Below are 17,194 nucleotides of genomic sequence, written 5' to 3'. Positions count from 1 at the left end.
CCGCATGCATATCTCTGCGTGCGGGCGCCTTTTCCATGGTGGCTTAACGAGCCGCCCCCATCGACGAATTTGACATACGCTGCACTGCACAATCTAAGGGAGGTTCAATGAGGACCATAGAAACATTGGGTGACCTGCGCGGCAAGCGCGTCCTCGTCCGCTCGGACTTCAATGTCCCGATCAAGGACGGCGAAATCACCGACGACGGACGTATCCGGGCAGCTCTACCGACACTGAACAAGCTTGTTGACGAAGGAGCACGCATCCTCGTCATGGCACACATGGGTCGTCCAAAAGGCGAAGTGAAGCCTGAATTCTCACTCAAGCCTGTTGCCGCACGTCTGGCAGAGCTGATCGATGCCCCCGTGAGCCTCGCAGAGGACACAACGGGCCCCTCGGCACACGAAGCGGCGGACAAGATCCAGGACGGCGAAATCGTCCTGCTGGAGAATGTTCGATTCGACCCCCGCGAAACCTCCAAGGACGACGCAGAGCGCGAAGCCTTCGCCAAGGAAATGGCTGAACTGGCCGACGCATTCGTCTCCGACGGATTCGGCGTAGTCCACCGCAAGCAGGCATCCGTGTACGACATCGCCAAACTCCTGCCCTCCGCAGCTGGCCTCCTGGTCGTCAAGGAAATTGAATCCCTGTCACGCGTGACTGGCGATCCTGAGCGTCCCTACGCCGTTGTGCTGGGAGGCTCGAAAGTCTCCGACAAGCTCGGCGTCATCGAGAATCTGCTGACCAAGGCCGATATGCTGCTCATCGGCGGTGGCATGTCGTTCACCTTCCTGGCCGCGAAAGGCTACGAGGTGGGCAAGTCCCTGCTCGAGGAAGATCAGATCGATACAGTCAAGGAATACATCGACGAGGCCGACAAGCGCGGCGTCAAGCTGGTTCTCCCAGTCGACGTCGTTGCGGCGCCCGAATTCAAGGCTGACGCGCCGGCAACGGTTGTTGACGCCGACAAGATGCCCGCCGACCAGATGGGTCTGGACATCGGACCGAAGTCCGGCGAATTGTTCGCACAGACACTGGCCGAGGCCAAGACTGTGGCGTGGAACGGCCCGATGGGCGTATTCGAGTTCGAGGCATTCGCAGGGGGCACCCGCGCCGTGGCGCAGGCACTGTCATCAGGCTCAATGTTCTCGGTGGTCGGTGGCGGCGACTCGGCAGCAGCCGTTCGTCAACTCGGATTCGACGAATCCACTTTCTCTCACATTTCCACAGGCGGTGGAGCGTCCCTCGAACTCCTCGAAGGCAAGACTCTGCCCGGTATCGCAGTTCTGGAGGACTGAAACATGGCACGTACACCTTTGATGGCCGGAAACTGGAAGATGAACCTCAACCACCTTGAGGCTGTTCATTTGGTCCAGGGCCTCGCAATGGCGTTGGATGACGCGAATTTCACCTATGACGACGTTGAAGTTGTGGTCATCCCACCGTTTACCGATATCCGCTCCGTTCAGACTGTCGTTGAGGGTGACAACCTCAAGATCAAGTACGGCGCGCAGGACATCTCAACGCACGAATCCGGCGCATACACCGGTGAAGTGTCAGCTGAAATGCTCGCCAAGCTGGGTGTCAGCTATGTTGTCGTCGGCCACTCCGAACGTCGCGAATACCACGGCGAAAGCGATGCATTGGTGGGCGAGAAGGCCCGCGTTGCACTGGCAGCCGGGATGACCCCGATCATCTGCTGCGGTGAGGGCCTCGAGGTCCGCAAGGAAGGCCGTCACGTCGAGCACGTCCTGGCTCAGATCGACGGTGCACTCGATGGGATGGACGCCGAGCAGGCTGCCAAGATCGTCATTGCCTACGAGCCCATCTGGGCGATCGGCACCGGCGAGGTTGCGACACCTGAAGATGCCCAGGAGGTGTGCGGTGCGATCCGCGCACGTCTGGCAGAGCTGTACACACCGGAACTGGCTGACAGCGTCCGCGTTCTGTACGGCGGCTCCGTGAAGTCGACGAACGTTGCTGACATTATGGCTCAGCCTGATGTTGACGGCGGACTGGTCGGCGGCGCCTCTCTGAAGGCGGAGGAGTTCTCGAAGATCGCTCTGTACAAGAATGCCTGATCGGCTCGCGCCGGTCTTCTGACAGTTCGCCTGGCGCGCCCTACTCAGGACGGCCAGGCGAACTGCGGCAGAGATGTGAGGTAACGCGCCGCGCGCCCAACTGGTGTTGGACGGCCTTATACCACTACACTGCTTACTGTTGTCCCCAGCATGTGAATGGAAAACCAGTGACTGCTCTGAAAATAATCCTTGTCGTACTGACCGTTTTGGCCAGCATCCTGCTTGTATTGACAGTGCTGATGCACAAAGGGCGCGGCGGCGGCCTGTCAGATATGTTCGGCGGCGGCATTTCCACCACTGCGGGATCATCAGGCGTGGCAGAACGTAACCTGAATCGCATTACCTTGGCAATTCTGATCGTGTGGGTGGTGTGCATCGTAGCCTACGCGCTCCTGACCAAGATCACGGTCGCCAGCTAAGATACGACCTTACGCTCAAACTTTCAGTAATCGCACGTGAGACGTGAACGTCCCACGTGCGATTACTCTATTGACTGGGTGCGCGGGGACTGAGGCCACGACCCGGTGATTCAGCGAATTTCCAGGCCGCGCGCCGAATCCGTATCAAGCCAGAACGTGCTTCGATCGCGTGGAAGACCGGCAATCGGTCGATCCTGCTCATGCGCGCCCAACACCAGTGCCTCCGCCAGGGCGTCAGCCTTCGAATCACCGGGCGCGACAACCCAGATATCACGGGCACTGGCAATAGTCGACATCGGCAGCGACAGCCTCAGCGGCGGCATTTTCGGTGAATCGCGCACGACCAGAACAGGCGCGCCATCAGCTTCGTGCGTGCGGCCCGGGAAGAGGGAGGCAATGTGCCCATCCGGTCCCATCCCGATCAGCGCAAAGTCAAGCACCCCGTCACCGATATCTGAGCGCCACAGTTCTGCATAGTCCTCAGCCGCCTGATCGAGTCCCTGACCGCGGTCGGAGGGCATGGGACGCAGCTGAATACCGGGCAGTTGCGCGAACAGCGCGGATACGGCCTGCTGGTCATTACGCTCGGAGTGGGTGGCCTGAACGAAGCGTTCATCGACCCACCACACTCGAATATGCGACCAGTCGGCATCGAGGTCCTCCTCGTCAGCGATGATCGAGGCGAGATCGGCGAGAACGTCGTGCACGACGCCGCCTGCGATAGCCCACTCGAAGGGACGGTCAGCGCTGTGTTCACGCGCGTCCTGCACGAGGATTGGCAACAATTCGCGCGCAACAGCGCTGGCCAGATTCTTACGGTCAGAAGCGGTGACGATACGGGGCAGGGGAGAAGAAGTCATGACTGGTCCTTGCAATCGCGACGAACGTCGTGCAGGAAATTGCCGATCACGTGCTGATACATGAGGTCAGGATCCAAGCGTCTGAGTTCTTCCATCACGCAGTCCTGAATACTGCGCCGCGGAAGATTAACCGCAACAGGATCAAGACCCGAACGCTTGACATGCGCGACAGACGAGCCGGCAGGGCGCGTTAACGAGGCTTCCTCGGCATCATCAAACGTGAAGTGCACACCCGTAATGGTTTGAGCTGTCGGATCGGTGTCGACGCGTGCAGGAATACCCATCACATCGGCAAGCCACGCTGCCACTAGATACGACGACGGATGAGTGTGGTGGCCGCGAACGGTCACAGCGGTGGGTACCGACTTGAACCCCTCGACCATTGTGGCGATCAGTGCGCGCCACAACGTGACGCCGGACCACGCCAAGTCAGTGTCCCCAGGGGTGTACACCTCGGACAGGCGCAACAGTGTATCGATGGGCGTATCGGTCTCCCGTGAATCCGAAATGCGACGCACGGCCAGTCGCCCCAGCGGATGCTCGGCAGGATTTTCAGGCGGTATGCTGGGCCAGAACGTCACCACCGGCGTATCGGCCAGTAACAGCGGCATAACCAGGGTATCCAGATCCTGACCAGCGTCGCCGCGAGGCTCCAGGACGATGACTTCAGACGGCCCCTCGTCCTTGCCCATGCGAATCTGTGCATTGACCCGCGGGGAGCTGGAGCGTTCTGCCTGCACCGGCTCCACCACCACGATGACGCGGCAGGGATGCTCGTGAGAAGCAGCCTGCGAAATTTCAATCGCATGGTCAACGTCGATCCGGTCGTCAACCACGACGATCAGCGTCAACACGCGGCCCAGCGCCGAAGCCCCCTGTTCCTGACGAATCTGCAGAAGCTGCGAGGCGATATCGAGGGCTGATGTGTCGTTGAGGGTGATAATCACGGCAACCTCCAAGCGCGGCTGGAGCGGGCCAGCATCTGGTGAGCTGATTCAGGTCCCCATGTTCCGGGACGATACTGGTCGGGAGGGCCCTGCTGTGCCCAGAAATCCAGCACCGGATCGAGGATTTTCCACGAGGCCTCAACCTCATCCTGATCGGGGAACAGTGGCGCGGAGCCGACCAGCGCATCAAGGATGAGGCGCTCGTAGGCTTCCGGGGAATCCTCAGTGAACGCATGGCCGTAGCCAAAATCCATCGTCACGTCGCGCACTTGCATCTCTGTTGCGGGAACCTTCGCACCGAAACGAATCGTCATTCCCTCATCGGGCTGGATACGGATGACGAGGACGTTGTGCCCGGTTTCTCCCATCTCAAAGTGCTGGAACGGGACGTGCGAGGCACGTTTGAAGACAACTGCAATCTCCGTGACACGTTTGCCCAGGCGCTTGCCCGTACGCAGATAGAACGGAACACCAGCCCACCGGCGTGTATCGACGTGCAATGTCAATGCGGCATATGTTTCGGTGTGCGAATCGGCGGGAATATTGTCCTCGTCGAGATACCCCTTGACAAATTGACCGGCTTGCCAACCTGACTGGTATTGACCGCGTGCTGTTGAGGTCGCCAGATCCTCGGGCAGACGAATAGCGGACAGGACCTTCAGCTTTTCGGCCCTGAGCACCTCAGGCGACAAGTTGATGGGCTCCTCCATCGCGGTGAGCGCCACGAGCTGAAGCAGATGGTTCTGGATGACGTCCCTGGCCGCGCCAATACCGTCGTAATAGCCGGCGCGAGTACCGATGCCGATATCCTCCGCCATCGTGATCTGCACGTGATCCACATAATGCGCATTCCACAGTGGTTCGAACATCGTGTTGGCGAAACGCATCGCCAGAATGTTCTGAACGGTTTCCTTGCCCAAATAGTGGTCGATACGGAACACGTCCTGCTCATCGAAGACGCGCGAGACTGCGTCCGACAGTTCGCGGGCAGATTCGAGGTCGTGACCGAATGGCTTTTCGATGATCACCCGGCGCCACTCACTATCCTGACGCTCGTTCAGACCAGTGTTCGCTAGGTGCTGACAGACAACCGGGAACCACTTGGGGGGAATGGACAAGTAGAAGGCGTGATTACCGCCGGTGCCGCGGGATTCATCAAGTTCACGCACCGTCCGCGCCAGTTCCTCGTATGCGTCAGTGTCGTCGAATGAGCCGGACACGAAGCGCAAGCCGGATGCAAAATGCTTCCATGTTCCCTCGTCGAGCCTTGTTCGAGAGTGCTGCTCAATAGAGGTGCGCGCGAAGTCTTCAAAATCCTCACGATCCCACTCACGTCTGCCGAATCCGGTCAGCGCGAACGCAGGGTTGAGGAGGCCGCGGTGTGCCAGGTCGTAGATAGCGGGCAGCAACTTCGTGCGCGCCAGATCACCGGTAATGCCGAAAACGACTAGGCCGCAAGGAGGCGCAATTCGGGGCAGCCTCCGATCCATGGAGCTTCGTATCTGCATCGTCGCGTCATCCGATGAAGGGTCCATGCACACTCCTCAATCGATCATGTGTCAGGTCACCATCGTATCGAGATCGCCGTGATTCAGCTTGTCATGCCCACGACATGATCGACGCGGGGCTTCGGCCATGTGCCGTCACCCCGCGCCGATACCTCATGTCAGCAGAAAGCAGTGTTACTTCGCTGCAGCATCCAGTGATTCGTGAGCAGCGCTCACCACTGCCTCAGCAGTGAAGCCGAACTCCTCGAACAGGCGGGCGCCATCAGCGGACTCACCGAAGTGCTCGATGCACACGGCTCGGCCTGCGTCACCGATCCAGCGGTGCCACGGCATCGCAATGCCAGCCTCGACGGAGACGCGGGCACGCACACTGCTGGGTAGGACCGATTCCTTGTAATCCTCGTCCTGCTCGTCGAACCATTCCATACAGGGAACCGACACGACGCGCACGCTGCGACCTTCTTCGCGCAACGTGGCAGCAGCGTCAAGGGCGATTGACACCTCAGAACCCGATGCCAGGAGGATGACATCCGGATCGCCGTCACAGCTCAGCACATAGGCGCCGCGATCCAGGCCCTCCGCAGCGGCCAGGCCGGCCTCGTCGCCGCGGGCAGGGTTTGGCAGACCCTGACGCGACAAGATCAGCGCGGCGGGGTGCTGACGTTCCAGGATCGACTTCCATGCCTGAGCCGTTTCTGCAGCATCCGCCGGACGCACAACCGCGAGGTTCGGGATCGCGCGGCAGGCTGCCAGATGCTCGATGGGCTGGTGCGTCGGGCCGTCTTCGCCCACACCGATCGAATCGTGGGTCCACACGTAGGTCACGGGCAGATCCATGATGGACGCCAGGCGCACCGCACCGCGCATGAAATCCGAAAAGACGAAGAATGTCGCACCGTACACGCGGGTGAGGTGATCGGCGGCAATACCGTTCATCACGGCACCCATGCCGAACTCGCGTACACCGAAGTGCAGGTTACGGCCAAACGGGTTGCCCGGGAACTTCTCAGAGGAGCGATCCTCGGGAAGGAATGACGGGTAGCCGTCCATGTAGGTGTTGTTCGATCCTGCCAGATCAGCGGAACCGCCCCACAGTTCAGGCAAAACGTCCTTGATGGCGTTGAGTACCTGACCGGAGGCTGCACGAGTGGCCAGTGCTTTGCCTTCTTCGAACACGGGCAGGACTGATTCCCACCCATCCGGAAGGGCGCCCGCCAGGACACGGTCCAGCATCGCTGCGCGTTCAGGCTGGGCCTCACGCCACGCGTTGAAACGTTCATCCCACTGCTCACGTGCCTCACGTGCGCGCTTCGCGGTGGCTTCCCGCACTGCCTTGACGGCTTCTTCATCGGCGGCAAACATCGCCTCTGGATCAAAGCCGAGCGCTTCCTTCAGGCCGCGCAGCGCTTCATCCCCCAGCTTGGATCCGTGGATCCCGCCGGTGTTCTGCTTCTTCGGAGTCGGCCAGCCGATGATGGTGCGCAGCGCAATGATGGAGGGACGGTCGGTGACCTTCTCAGCTTCATTCAGTGCATGATCCAGGGCCTGGATGTCTTCGACGTAGGAGCCATCATCCTTGAGCCAGTCAACGCGCTGGACATGCCAGCCGTAGGATTCGTAGCGCGCCAGAACGTCCTCGTTGAACGCGATATTCGTGTCGTCTTCAATTGAGATGTGGTTGTCGTCGTAAATAACCGTCAGGTTGCCCAGACGCTGCGTTCCGGCCAATGAGGCGGCCTCAGACTGGACGCCTTCCTGCATGCAACCGTCACCTGCAATGACGTACACGTTGTGATCGAAGACGGATTCACCCATCGGTGTTTCCGGATCATACAGGCCGTGGCTGCGGCGAGCCGACATGGCGAAACCGACGGCCGCACCGATGCCGGTGCCCAGCGGTCCAGTGGTCACTTCCACGCCCTTGGTGTGCTTGAATTCGGGGTGACCGGGCGTCTTCGATTTAAACGTGCGCAGTGACTTCAGATCCTCCAGTTCCAAGTCCATGCCAGCCAGATACAGCTGCACGTACTGTGTCAGCGACGAATGGCCTGCTGACAGGACGAAACGGTCGCGGCCCAGCCAATGCTCATCAGTTGGGTCAAACTTCATATGGCGCTGGTAGAGCAGATACGCGGCAGGTGCCAGCGAAATAGCGGTGCCTGGGTGGCCATTGCCCACTTTCTCCACGGCATCGGCTGCTAGCACGCGGGCAGTCGCAACTGCTCGATCATCGATTGAGTCCCACTTCAATGTCACAACATCCTCCAGAATTTCTGCGCCCCAACGTTGAGCGACGCAGGTCAGAACAACACTGATATTGGCTGCAGGATTAGTCTACGTGAATACTGCGATCCCTGACGAGGACTTTCAGCCGCGCACCTGGGCCTGATCGTCTAGCATTCACACGTGGACGCTTTGGACAGTATTGCCGAGGAGTGGCTGAGCTACCTGCAGGTGGAAAAAGGCGCATCGGTGCACACGGTGACGAATTATCGCCGGGACATCGAGGGCTATATTCAGGCCTTGCATCAACGTGGGGTCACGGATCTGAAGGCGGTCACCCCCGACAACGTCGCAGATTATCTGTCCACCCTGTCCCATCCTCACGGTAAAACGGCACCGAAGGCTCCCTCGTCAATTGCGCGCGCACTGGCAGCGATTCGAGGGTTTCATCGTTTCGCGATCCGTGAAAAATACGGTACGGTCGACCCGACGCAGGATGTGCACTCACCGAAAATGGGGGAGCGCCTGCCCAAAGCCCTCAGTATTGACGAGGTGACACGCCTGCTGGATATGGCGGCGCGCGACGACTCGGCGCGCGGCATTCGAGACCATGCGCTGCTCGAAGTCCTCTACGCCACCGGGGCACGCGTGTCAGAGGCTTTGGCAATGGCTGTCGATGACATCGACCTGGATGAGGAACTACCGATCGTGCGTCTGTTCGGCAAGGGACGCAAGGAACGCCTGGTACCGGTGGGACACGCTGCACGTCAGGCAGTGGGCAATTATCTGGTGCGTGCTCGCCCGGAGCTTGCCTCCCGAGGACGAGGCGATTCGCATTTGTTCCTGAATTTACGAGGGCGACCCATGTCGCGCCAATCGGCGTGGGAATCGATTCAACGGGTCGCTCGTGAGGCCGGCCTGGAATCGAAAGTATCGCCCCACACTCTGCGTCATTCCTTTGCCACGCATCTGCTGGAGGGCGGAGCGAGCGTGCGTGACGTGCAGGAACTGCTCGGACATGCCAGCGTTCAGACCACGCAGATCTATACCCGGTTGACGGCGACGACGCTGCGTGAAGTGTACCGATCCGCTCATCCACGTGCCCAGCTGCGCAACTGACGCGGCACAATGAACTAGGCTAAGAGCGTGACTCATGATGATCAACCTGCATTGGTAACGGATTTGGGTGGCACCACCAACGAGGAAGAAGATTTCCCTGTTCCTGAGCCGCTCAAAGGGCACGGCCCTGCACGCATTATTGCCATGTGCAACCAGAAGGGCGGCGTCGGTAAGACCACGACGACCATCAACCTGGGTGCCGCGCTTGCTGAATACGGCAGGCGTGTGCTGATCGTCGACTTTGATCCGCAAGGTGCCGCATCGGTGGGTCTGGGCATCAATGCCCTGGAACTGGACCAGACGATTTACACGCTGCTGATGGCGTCCAAACCGGATGCACATACGGCGATCGTGCCCACGGCGGTGGACAATCTTGACGTCTTGCCGGCGAATATCGACCTGTCTGCTGCGGAAGTCCAACTGGTCAACGAAGTGGCGCGCGAATCCGCTCTTGCACGTGTGCTGCGTTCGGTGGCTGATGAATACGACGTCATCCTCATTGACTGCCAGCCGTCACTGGGCCTGCTGACCGTGAACGCGTTGAGCGCTTCCCACGGCGTGATCGTGCCGGTAGAGGCTGAGTTTTTTGCCCTGCGAGGTGTGGCGCTACTGGTCGAGACCATTGAGACGGTGCGTGACCGGATCAACCCGCGGCTGAACATTGACGGAATCGTGGCCACGATGGTCGATACCCGCACGCTGCACACGCGTGAGGTTCTGGAGCGGCTCAGTGAAGCATTCGGTGACCTGGTGTTTTCGACCAGGATCCGTCGCACGGTGAAATTCCCTGACGCGTCGGTGGCGACTGAACCGATCACCACGTATGCACCAACGCATCCTGGAGCGCAAGCGTACCGCCGCCTGGCTCGAGAAGTGGTTGCTCGTGGTGGCGTCGCCTGAGATCATTGACGAAGGGACCATCGATCAATTTCGAGTCACACTGGACGTATTCGAAGGTCCCTTTGATCTGCTGCTGCAGCTGATTTCACGCAAGCGCCTCGACATTACCGAGGTCGCCTTGGCAGAAGTGACCGACGAGTTCATCGCTCACATGAGCGCATTCCCGGACCTGTCACGCACCACGGAATTCCTCGTCGTGGCGGCCACGCTGCTTAACATGAAGGCGGCACACCTTCTCCCGCGTGACGTCGATGAAACAGATGTCGACCTGGAAGATCTGGAAGCACGCGACCTGCTGTTTTCGCGCCTGCTGCAATACCGGGCATTCAAAATGGCCGCCGGTAGCATCGCTTCACGACTGGGAAATTTCGACGGGTCATACGCCCGGGACGTCGCACTGGAACCGCATTTCGCTGCACTGCTGCCTGAACTGGTGTGGACCATTAGTGCCGAAGATCTTGCGCGCCTAGCGGCCGATGCGCTCAGCAACCGCCCACCTGCTGTGCAGATCGCCCACCTGCACGACCCGGTGATCCCGGTCGCCACGCAGGTTCCGATCCTCATGAATAAACTGCGCGCCCAGCCGGTGATGACGTTCCACGCGCTCATCGCAGATGCTGAGAGCACAGCTGTCGTGGTGTCGCGGTTTCTGGCGGTCCTGGAACTTTTCCGCCGCACTATTATTGAGTTTGATCAGGCCGAAGCACTGGGCGAACTGACGGTGAAATGGAACGGAACCACATTGGACGAGGTGCCGATCGATGACTACGAGGGGGAGACGCCCTCGTCAATGGAGGAACAATGAGTGAGCCGTCCGACGCGCTGTACTGCGCACTGGAAGCGATCTTGATGGTCGCCGACGCACCCGTCAGTGCCGCTCAACTCGCTGATGCGTTAGACACTGATGAAGATGATGTGACCACCGCGCTGGAACACCTCGCCCACGAGTATGCGGGCCGAATCCCCGGCACGAGGGCGCGTGGATTCGAACTGCGCCACGCCGCTGGAGGGTGGCGCATCTATTCCTCATCTCAGTGGGCATCCATGGTGGGCCGCTTCATCGTCGGCTCCGAATCATCCAAACTCAGTCAGGCCGCATTGGAAACACTGGCGGTGGTGGCATACCGCCAGCCGGTGACGCGGGCGCGAATCTCACACATTCGAGGCGTGAATGTTGACTCGGTTGTGCGTACGCTGGTGGCACGCGGGTTGATTGAAGAAGTGGGGCTGGCGCCGTCAGGTGCCCGAATGTACGGGACAACTGACATGTTCCTGGAGCGCATGGGGATGAACTCTCTGGACGAGCTGGTGCCCTTGGCACCCTACCTGCCCGAAAGCGACGAGCTTGACGAATTGGCTCATGACATGGAGGAGACACTGTGAGAAACGATCCACACGTACAAGGTGGAATTCGGCTGCAAAAGGTCTTGTCTCAAGCAGGAATCGCCTCGCGGCGCGCTGCCGAAGAGCTGATCCGCGAGGGACGCGTGAGCGTGGACGGCCATGTAGTAACTGCGATGGGCACGCGTGTCGACCCCGGCCATCAGGTTATCCACGTAGACGGCGATCTGGTGATCACAGACGAGTCGAAACACATCGTCATGGCGCTGAACAAGCCGGTCGGCATGGTCTCAACGATGGATGACCCTGAGGGGCGTCCCTGTCTGACCGACATCATTGGAGACTACCCGGAGCGCCTCTATCACGTCGGACGCCTGGACATTGATACGTCAGGACTGTTGCTGTTGACCAATGACGGTGAGTTGGCCAACCGTTTGACACATCCGAGCTATGAGGTGCCCAAGACATACGTGGCGCGCGTCCACGGTGAGGTCAAGCCTCAAGTGCGCAAGCAGCTGCTCAAGGGAATTGAACTCGAAGACGGTCCGATTGCCGTTGACGGTTTCAGGGTTGTTGAAACCTTCGGCGACATCACGGCTGTTGAGATCCGCGTGCACGAGGGGCGCAACCGTCTGGTGCGTCGACTCATGGATGCGGTCGGCTTCCCAGTGCGCGAACTGGTACGCACCGAGTTCGGCCCTATTCGCCTCGAGCGCCTGCAACCAGGCACGACGCGCCGCGTGAAGGGGAACATGCTCGTCGGCCTGTACTCCTGCGTAGGCCTGTAATGGCAGGCGCAGTCGGGACGCATGGCCCAGTTCTGATTATTGGATCTGGTCTGTTGGGCGCCTCCCTCGGCCTGGCGTTGAGCAGGGGAGGGATCGACGTATTTCTCAGCGATGCATCTCCCACCGCTGAGCAGCTTGCCGTTGACATGGGAGCGGGCCGAGCCCTGCAGACGGTGAGGACCGCCGAGCCGCGCCTTGTCGTCGTTGCCACCCCACCTGACGTGGCAGGGGAGTGCGTGGTGCGCGCTTTGCAGGACTACCCTGAAGCCGTTGTCACGGACGTGGCGTCCGTTAAGAGCGCCGTGCAGCAGGAGGTCCTGGAGCTGGCCACATCCACAGGTGATGCCACGTTGGCAGCGCGATACGTTGGTTCGCACCCGATGGCAGGTCGTGAACGCTCCGGCGCGGGGGCGGCAGATCCCGACCTGTTTATCGGCAGGCCCTGGGTGGTGGTCGCGCACGAGGCCTCATCGAACAAGGCGATCGTCGCGGTCCGCACGTTGGCGACAGATGTTGGGGCGGTTGTTGTGCAGCTGGATGCTTCCACCCATGATCATGCAGTTGCTCTGGTGTCTCATGTGCCGCAATTGGTGTCCTCGCTGCTTGCCGCGCGCTTGGCGGACGCACCCAGTGAAGCATTGTCCCTGGCTGGCCAGGGATTGCGTGATACGACCAGGATTGCAGCGTCGGACCCTCGGTTGTGGACCGTCATCCTGGCTGGCAACGCTGGTCCAATCACGCAGGTTTTGGATGCACTCAGTGGCGATTTAAACGCCCTTCGCGAGCATCTGCATCGCGCCGCCCAAGACGGTCCGTTGACGGGTGGATCGGTCGGTGCGGTAAACCGCGTCATGGAAGCAGGCAACCGTGGAGTCGAACGTATTCCGGGCAAGCACGGTGGCGTTCCTGTCCATTTCGCCGAGGTTGAGGTTCTGGTGCCAGATGAGCCTGGCGAGCTTGGGCACCTGTTTACGGAACTGGGGTCGATCGGCGTGAACATTGAAGACTTCACGGTTGACCATGCTGCCCGCCAGCGGGTTGGTGTGGCTCGCATCATGGTGGATCCGACGCGTGCGCGTGAGGCGGAGGTCGAGTTGGTTAAACGCGGATGGCGCATTATTGCGCATGCGAGTACAGAGTAGGAGCAGTGTGATGGGCGACCAGGACGCACCAGTTGTTACAGATTTCGATGCAGCGTTGCGTGAGGGAATTGAACGTGTCGGCGTCACGGTTGCCATCGACGGCAGCGCAGGGTCTGGAAAATCAACTGTCTCCAGACGCGTGGCGTCGCGCGTGGGCATCGGATACCTCGACACGGGTGCGATGTATCGTGCGCTCACGTGGTTCGCCCTGGAATCTGGGGTGGACCTGGCTGACCATCACGCAGTCACGGCTGCAGCAGACCAAATGCCGCTTCGTATGGACTCTGATCCACAGGATCCCCACTTCTTCATGGGGGAACGGGAGATTACCCTCGATATCCGCACGCCCCGGATCTCTGGCGTGGTGTCCCAGGTGGCAACCAATATGGAAGTGCGTCACTGGATGGCGCGTGAGCAGCGCCGCCGCATGATGGAAGCACGCGCAAACGGTCACGGTATGGTCGCTGAAGGCCGTGACATCACAACGGTGGTGTGCCCGGATGCCGATGTCAGGGTGCTGCTGAGTGCCGACCCCGAAGCACGGCTGCGCAGGCGGACACTGGAACTGTATGGTCGTGTGGATGCGGAGGCTTTGGAAGCAACGCGTGCACAGGTCCAGGGGCGCGACGCCGCGGATTCAACAGTGTCGGAGTTCATGACACCGGCGGCCGGTGTGACGCCGATCGACACCTCTGATCTGACAATTGATCAAGTGGTCGATCAGTTGGTGGAGTTGATCGACCGGGATGTGCGATCGCGCCTGAAGTGACGGGAACGCGGCGACTTTCTGCGGCGACGTTTGATCCATGGACGAGCTGGGAAGGCACGCCAGCGTTCACGGTGCACAATTGCCAACAGGCCGTCCACACCCAACAGGCCAACAGCGGTGTAGATTCCGATATACAAGATGATTTCGCCAGGACTGATGCGCTCTCCAGCTGCCATAGCGAGCAGGGAGACCAGGACGGGTTCGACGTAGGTCATCAACCCGAACACACTGTACGGCAGCATCCGCGCAGACAATGCGTACACGATCATGGCGACCACTGAGACAGCGCCGATCAGCAGAATGATCCAGATCAGTCGGGGATTTTCTCGTGGGACATTGACGCCACCGCGTGCCAGTGCGAACCATAGTGCCAGTGGAGAGGCGAGGATCATTTCCCACGTGAGCGCGGAGACACCCTCGGTATGGAAATACTTATGAACCATGAAGTACAGGGGGTATCCCAGAGCGACGATGAGAGCGACCCACCCGAGCTGCCCTGTCGAGACGACCTGATAGATGACGGCGCATCCGGCCAGTACAGCCGCAAGAGCCGAGAGGGGACTCATGCGTTCCTTGTACACGAAACGCCCCGCCAACACCATAACGACCGGCATGAGGAAGTACCCCAGTGCCAGTTCAAGCGTCCTGCCCATTTGTGGTGCCCACCCAAAAAGCAGCATTTGCACTGCCAGCATGGGCGCGCAAAAGGCGTAGCTGAGCAGTCGAGATGGGTTCTCCCGTACGATCTGTATTTCACGCACGAGGGAGCGTCCGCGACCGGTCACGATGAAAGTGAGGATGATTCCGGGTACCGTCAGCATGATGCGCCAGCCCCACAACTGTGTGCCGCTCAATGGCGGCGTAAATTTGGCAATATACGTGAAAGCGGCGAACGTGACGGATGCCAATAAGGACACACCGATGCCAACCTTGTTCATGCCAGTGGACTCCTCAAGCCAAGACGCGCGACCATTCCCGCTATGGAGTCTAGGGGCAACAGCGGCGAATTGGCAGGGCGCGCGTCGACATGTGATGTACAGATCGTTTGTGCTGGAAATATGGGGTCTATTCCAGGCGGGTATCCTCCGGATCGAGCTCTTTCACTACGCGTGCAGGTGTCCCCACTGCGACGACATTCGCCGGCAGATCTCGCGTCACGACCGAACCGGCACCAACAACTGTGTTATCGCCAATTGTCACTCCTGGACACACGATGACACCGCCTCCGAGCCAGACATTGTTGCCCAGTCGGATGGAGCGCGCGGCCTCTAGTTTGTCGCGCCGAGGAATGGGTGCCAGTGGGTGAATGGGCGTCAGGAGTTGGACGTTCGGGCCAATCTGACAGTCATCACCGATGTAGATGGCGGCAACGTCGAGGGCAACCAGATTCATATTGATGAATGTGCGGTCACCGACATGCAGGTTTTCGCCATAGTCGACGCTCAGAGGTGGCTTAATGTAGGAATCTGCACCAAACGAGCCGAGTAATTCGCACAAAATCTCACGTGCCTGCGCGTTGCCCGCAATGATCGCGAGGCGATACTGCTCAGATAGCTCAATGGCTTTCTGGGCGATTCGAGCGTTCTCCGGATCGTCGCCAATATAGAAGTCTTCATCAAGCATACGTTGGCGGTTCGTACGCGAATCGTTGGCAAAGTAATCTGGCGATGACATGAGTGGAGCCTATCGAACGGTGCGGGGCTGAACAAGACACCGCGCGATGTGATCGGCATCAAGTCGGTCAACTTGGAAAGGACTGCTTTCGTGAGCTAGAGTAGTCAGGTCGCCGTGACGGCGAACTTCGGGCTGTGGCGCAGCTTGGTAGCGCACTTGACTGGGGGTCAAGGGGTCGTGGGTTCAAATCCCGCCAGCCCGACGATTTTTCCCGGAAATTGCAGGTTTCCGGGTTTTTTCTTGTCGTGGATTGTGCTCATACGTGCGTCAATGGGCTCCGAGCCACTAACGTGGAATAAGAGCCGCTTGGTGCGCGAATGCTTTTGATCAGTAAGGATCGGTGAACTGACCGACTGGCCTAGATCGCCGAACGTGTCAGTAGCGGTTGTGGACGTCCTCGGCAAAACACACGATATCGCGCAGTTCGAGGTCTGTGCCATCGTCGAGTACGACGTGTCCGCTCATGCGCCCGAAAACCTGGTGCTGCTCGGTGGCGACAGGGCCAACCGACATGCTCGCGCTGCGATCGATGATCGGCTCAAAGACTGTTTCGAAGCGGTGGTCGCTAGACGTGAATTGCCACGGATCGGTGTAGGAATGAGGTATCTGGAATAACACGTCATCAAGTTTGTGCGCGACGCCATCATAAAACATGACGTTTTCGCTGGCGGCCGAGGTATCGCCGAAACCATAACCGATGTTGAATCCGAAGGGAACGCCGTCGATGCGTGCATTCCCTGAACCCCAGTACCAGCGATTGTCGTAGGTCCACACCCCGCGCCCCCAGTCAAGGGTGCAAAAATCCGTTGCCGCATCGAAGTCGACGCGGCGCGAACCCCATGTTGCGCTTCCACGAACCGGCATACAGTTGACCTTCTGGTTGTAGTAGAAGGCACGGGGATCTTCAGCCCAGGGCGTGGCAATCACCAGTGAATCCATGCCCGGTTGCTCCATGGTCAGCACGCACTTGAAGTCCTCACTCTCGCTGAAGTTCTTCATGTGGCAGCGAATCTTTCGACCTGTAGAAGTCGTCTCGAAGCGTATCCGGACGCGAGAATTGACAAACTGGCTTACCCCTGCAGTGGAGGAGCGGGGAAGTTTGAGCCGTCCCATGGGCAGAGGTATCAGAACGGTTTCAGTGTGTTCACTTGGAGCAGTCAGATCCACCCACGACACCGACACCATGCCGAAGTAGCCGCCGTCGCACACAGTGAAGGCAAGGGCGGTGGTATCTGTGAGCGCAATGTAGTAGTCCCATTCCTTGATGCGCCACCGTGGAGCAGCGATTGCCTGCCGGTCGTAGTCCAGCAGAGGGGAGCGTGCCCAGCCAGGTTCTCGCACCGTACCGTCAGACGTAAGCAGCGGTCCTGAAGCGGTGATTTCATGATTGCGCGTATCGACAGGGGGAGTCATTCGTTCAGTC

The 17,194-nt window shown here is 59.6% G+C and carries 17 protein-coding genes and 1 tRNA gene; 11 read left to right on the top strand and 7 right to left on the bottom strand.

Features of this window, described 5'->3' with window-relative positions:
• Positions 1-107: 107 nt before the first annotated feature.
• From QP093_RS00925 to secG, 3 genes are all read left to right on the top strand, one after another.
• A complete protein-coding gene (locus QP093_RS00925) occupies positions 108-1,298 on the top strand; it encodes a phosphoglycerate kinase (RefSeq protein WP_285014105.1) in 1,191 nt (396 codons plus the stop codon).
• A gap of 3 nt (positions 1,299-1,301) precedes the next feature.
• Positions 1,302-2,081, top strand: coding sequence for a triose-phosphate isomerase (tpiA, locus tag QP093_RS00920; RefSeq protein WP_058236671.1), 780 nt, complete (start codon positions 1,302-1,304; stop codon positions 2,079-2,081).
• Positions 2,082-2,248: 167 nt separating this feature from the next.
• Positions 2,249-2,500, top strand: coding sequence for a preprotein translocase subunit SecG (gene secG, locus QP093_RS00915; RefSeq protein WP_058236672.1), 252 nt, complete (start codon positions 2,249-2,251; stop codon positions 2,498-2,500).
• A 110-nt stretch (positions 2,501-2,610) separates the two neighbouring features.
• Here secG and pgl read toward each other — a convergent pair whose 3' ends face one another.
• The 4 genes from pgl to tkt form a co-directional block, all read right to left on the bottom strand.
• Positions 2,611-3,360 (bottom strand): 6-phosphogluconolactonase, encoded by a 750-nt coding sequence (gene pgl / locus QP093_RS00910; RefSeq protein ID WP_285014104.1) that lies wholly within the window; start codon positions 3,358-3,360, stop codon positions 2,611-2,613.
• Positions 3,357-4,307, bottom strand: coding sequence for a glucose-6-phosphate dehydrogenase assembly protein OpcA (locus tag QP093_RS00905; RefSeq protein WP_285014103.1), 951 nt, complete (start codon positions 4,305-4,307; stop codon positions 3,357-3,359). The genes pgl and QP093_RS00905 overlap by 4 nt, the downstream gene beginning before the upstream one ends.
• Entirely contained in the window at positions 4,304-5,842 is a 1,539-nt protein-coding gene (gene zwf / locus QP093_RS00900) for a glucose-6-phosphate dehydrogenase (protein ID WP_285014102.1), read from the bottom strand. The genes QP093_RS00905 and zwf overlap by 4 nt, the downstream gene beginning before the upstream one ends.
• A 147-nt stretch (positions 5,843-5,989) precedes the next feature.
• A complete protein-coding gene (gene tkt, locus QP093_RS00895) occupies positions 5,990-8,071 on the bottom strand; it encodes a transketolase (protein WP_285014101.1) in 2,082 nt (693 codons plus the stop codon).
• 150 nt (positions 8,072-8,221) lie between these two features.
• Here tkt and xerD point away from each other — a divergent pair, with 150 nt between their 5' ends.
• From xerD to cmk, 7 genes are read left to right on the top strand one after another with little or no spacing between them, the layout of a single operon-like run.
• Entirely contained in the window at positions 8,222-9,157 is a 936-nt protein-coding gene (gene xerD / locus QP093_RS00890; RefSeq protein WP_285014100.1) for a site-specific tyrosine recombinase XerD, read from the top strand.
• Between the two features lie 27 nt (positions 9,158-9,184).
• Positions 9,185-10,057, top strand: a complete 873-nt coding sequence (locus tag QP093_RS00885) for a ParA family protein (protein WP_193600039.1) — start codon at positions 9,185-9,187, stop codon at positions 10,055-10,057.
• Entirely contained in the window at positions 10,041-10,862 is an 822-nt protein-coding gene (locus QP093_RS00880) for a segregation and condensation protein A (protein ID WP_257525459.1), read from the top strand. Before QP093_RS00885 ends, QP093_RS00880 begins: the two co-directional genes overlap by 17 nt.
• On the top strand, positions 10,859-11,440 hold the full coding sequence (gene scpB, locus QP093_RS00875; protein WP_058236676.1) for an SMC-Scp complex subunit ScpB: 582 nt from the start codon (positions 10,859-10,861) through the stop codon (positions 11,438-11,440). Before QP093_RS00880 ends, scpB begins: the two co-directional genes overlap by 4 nt.
• Positions 11,437-12,186, top strand: coding sequence for a pseudouridine synthase (locus tag QP093_RS00870; RefSeq protein WP_058236677.1), 750 nt, complete (start codon positions 11,437-11,439; stop codon positions 12,184-12,186). The genes scpB and QP093_RS00870 overlap by 4 nt, the downstream gene beginning before the upstream one ends.
• Positions 12,186-13,328 (top strand): prephenate dehydrogenase, encoded by a 1,143-nt coding sequence (locus tag QP093_RS00865; protein WP_285014099.1) that lies wholly within the window; start codon positions 12,186-12,188, stop codon positions 13,326-13,328. Before QP093_RS00870 ends, QP093_RS00865 begins: the two co-directional genes overlap by 1 nt.
• 10 nt (positions 13,329-13,338) lie before the next feature.
• Positions 13,339-14,097: a (d)CMP kinase gene (gene cmk / locus QP093_RS00860; protein ID WP_092648580.1), complete on the top strand. Its 759-nt coding sequence runs from the start codon at positions 13,339-13,341 to the stop codon at positions 14,095-14,097.
• Here the strand turns inward: cmk and rarD are convergent.
• Positions 14,049-15,035 (bottom strand): EamA family transporter RarD, encoded by a 987-nt coding sequence (gene rarD, locus QP093_RS00855; protein ID WP_285014098.1) that lies wholly within the window; start codon positions 15,033-15,035, stop codon positions 14,049-14,051. The genes cmk and rarD overlap by 49 nt on opposite strands.
• A gap of 127 nt (positions 15,036-15,162) precedes the next feature.
• Complete coding sequence (locus tag QP093_RS00850) at positions 15,163-15,771, bottom strand: sugar O-acetyltransferase (protein ID WP_285014097.1); 609 nt, start codon at positions 15,769-15,771, stop codon at positions 15,163-15,165.
• A 128-nt stretch (positions 15,772-15,899) separates the two neighbouring features.
• Here QP093_RS00850 and QP093_RS00845 point away from each other — a divergent pair.
• A tRNA-Pro gene (locus QP093_RS00845) sits at positions 15,900-15,973 on the top strand.
• A 173-nt stretch (positions 15,974-16,146) separates the two neighbouring features.
• Here QP093_RS00845 and QP093_RS00840 read toward each other — a convergent pair.
• Positions 16,147-17,184 (bottom strand): DUF2804 domain-containing protein, encoded by a 1,038-nt coding sequence (locus tag QP093_RS00840; RefSeq protein ID WP_285014096.1) that lies wholly within the window; start codon positions 17,182-17,184, stop codon positions 16,147-16,149.
• Positions 17,185-17,194 lie beyond the last annotated feature (10 nt).

It is taken from the genome of Pauljensenia sp. UMB10120 (assembly GCF_030212035.1).
GTDB lineage: Bacteria > Actinomycetota > Actinomycetes > Actinomycetales > Actinomycetaceae > Pauljensenia > Pauljensenia radingae_A.
Note: the sequence above shows the minus strand (reverse complement) of the source record. Positions and strands in the feature narration are given on the sequence as shown.

Coding starts and splice junctions, on each gene's coding strand:
- QP093_RS00925 (WP_285014105.1), top strand. CDS start 108: ATGAGGACCATAGAAACATTGGGTGACCTGCGCGGCAAGCGCGTCCTC.
- tpiA (WP_058236671.1), top strand. CDS start 1,302: ATGGCACGTACACCTTTGATGGCCGGAAACTGGAAGATGAACCTCAAC.
- pgl (WP_285014104.1), bottom strand. CDS start 3,360: ATGACTTCTTCTCCCCTGCCCCGTATCGTCACCGCTTCTGACCGTAAG.
- zwf (WP_285014102.1), bottom strand. CDS start 5,842: ATGGACCCTTCATCGGATGACGCGACGATGCAGATACGAAGCTCCATG.
- scpB (WP_058236676.1), top strand. CDS start 10,859: ATGAGTGAGCCGTCCGACGCGCTGTACTGCGCACTGGAAGCGATCTTG.
- QP093_RS00865 (WP_285014099.1), top strand. CDS start 12,186: ATGGCAGGCGCAGTCGGGACGCATGGCCCAGTTCTGATTATTGGATCT.
- cmk (WP_092648580.1), top strand. CDS start 13,339: ATGGGCGACCAGGACGCACCAGTTGTTACAGATTTCGATGCAGCGTTG.
- rarD (WP_285014098.1), bottom strand. CDS start 15,035: ATGAACAAGGTTGGCATCGGTGTGTCCTTATTGGCATCCGTCACGTTC.
- QP093_RS00850 (WP_285014097.1), bottom strand. CDS start 15,771: ATGTCATCGCCAGATTACTTTGCCAACGATTCGCGTACGAACCGCCAA.
- QP093_RS00840 (WP_285014096.1), bottom strand. CDS start 17,184: ATGACTCCCCCTGTCGATACGCGCAATCATGAAATCACCGCTTCAGGA.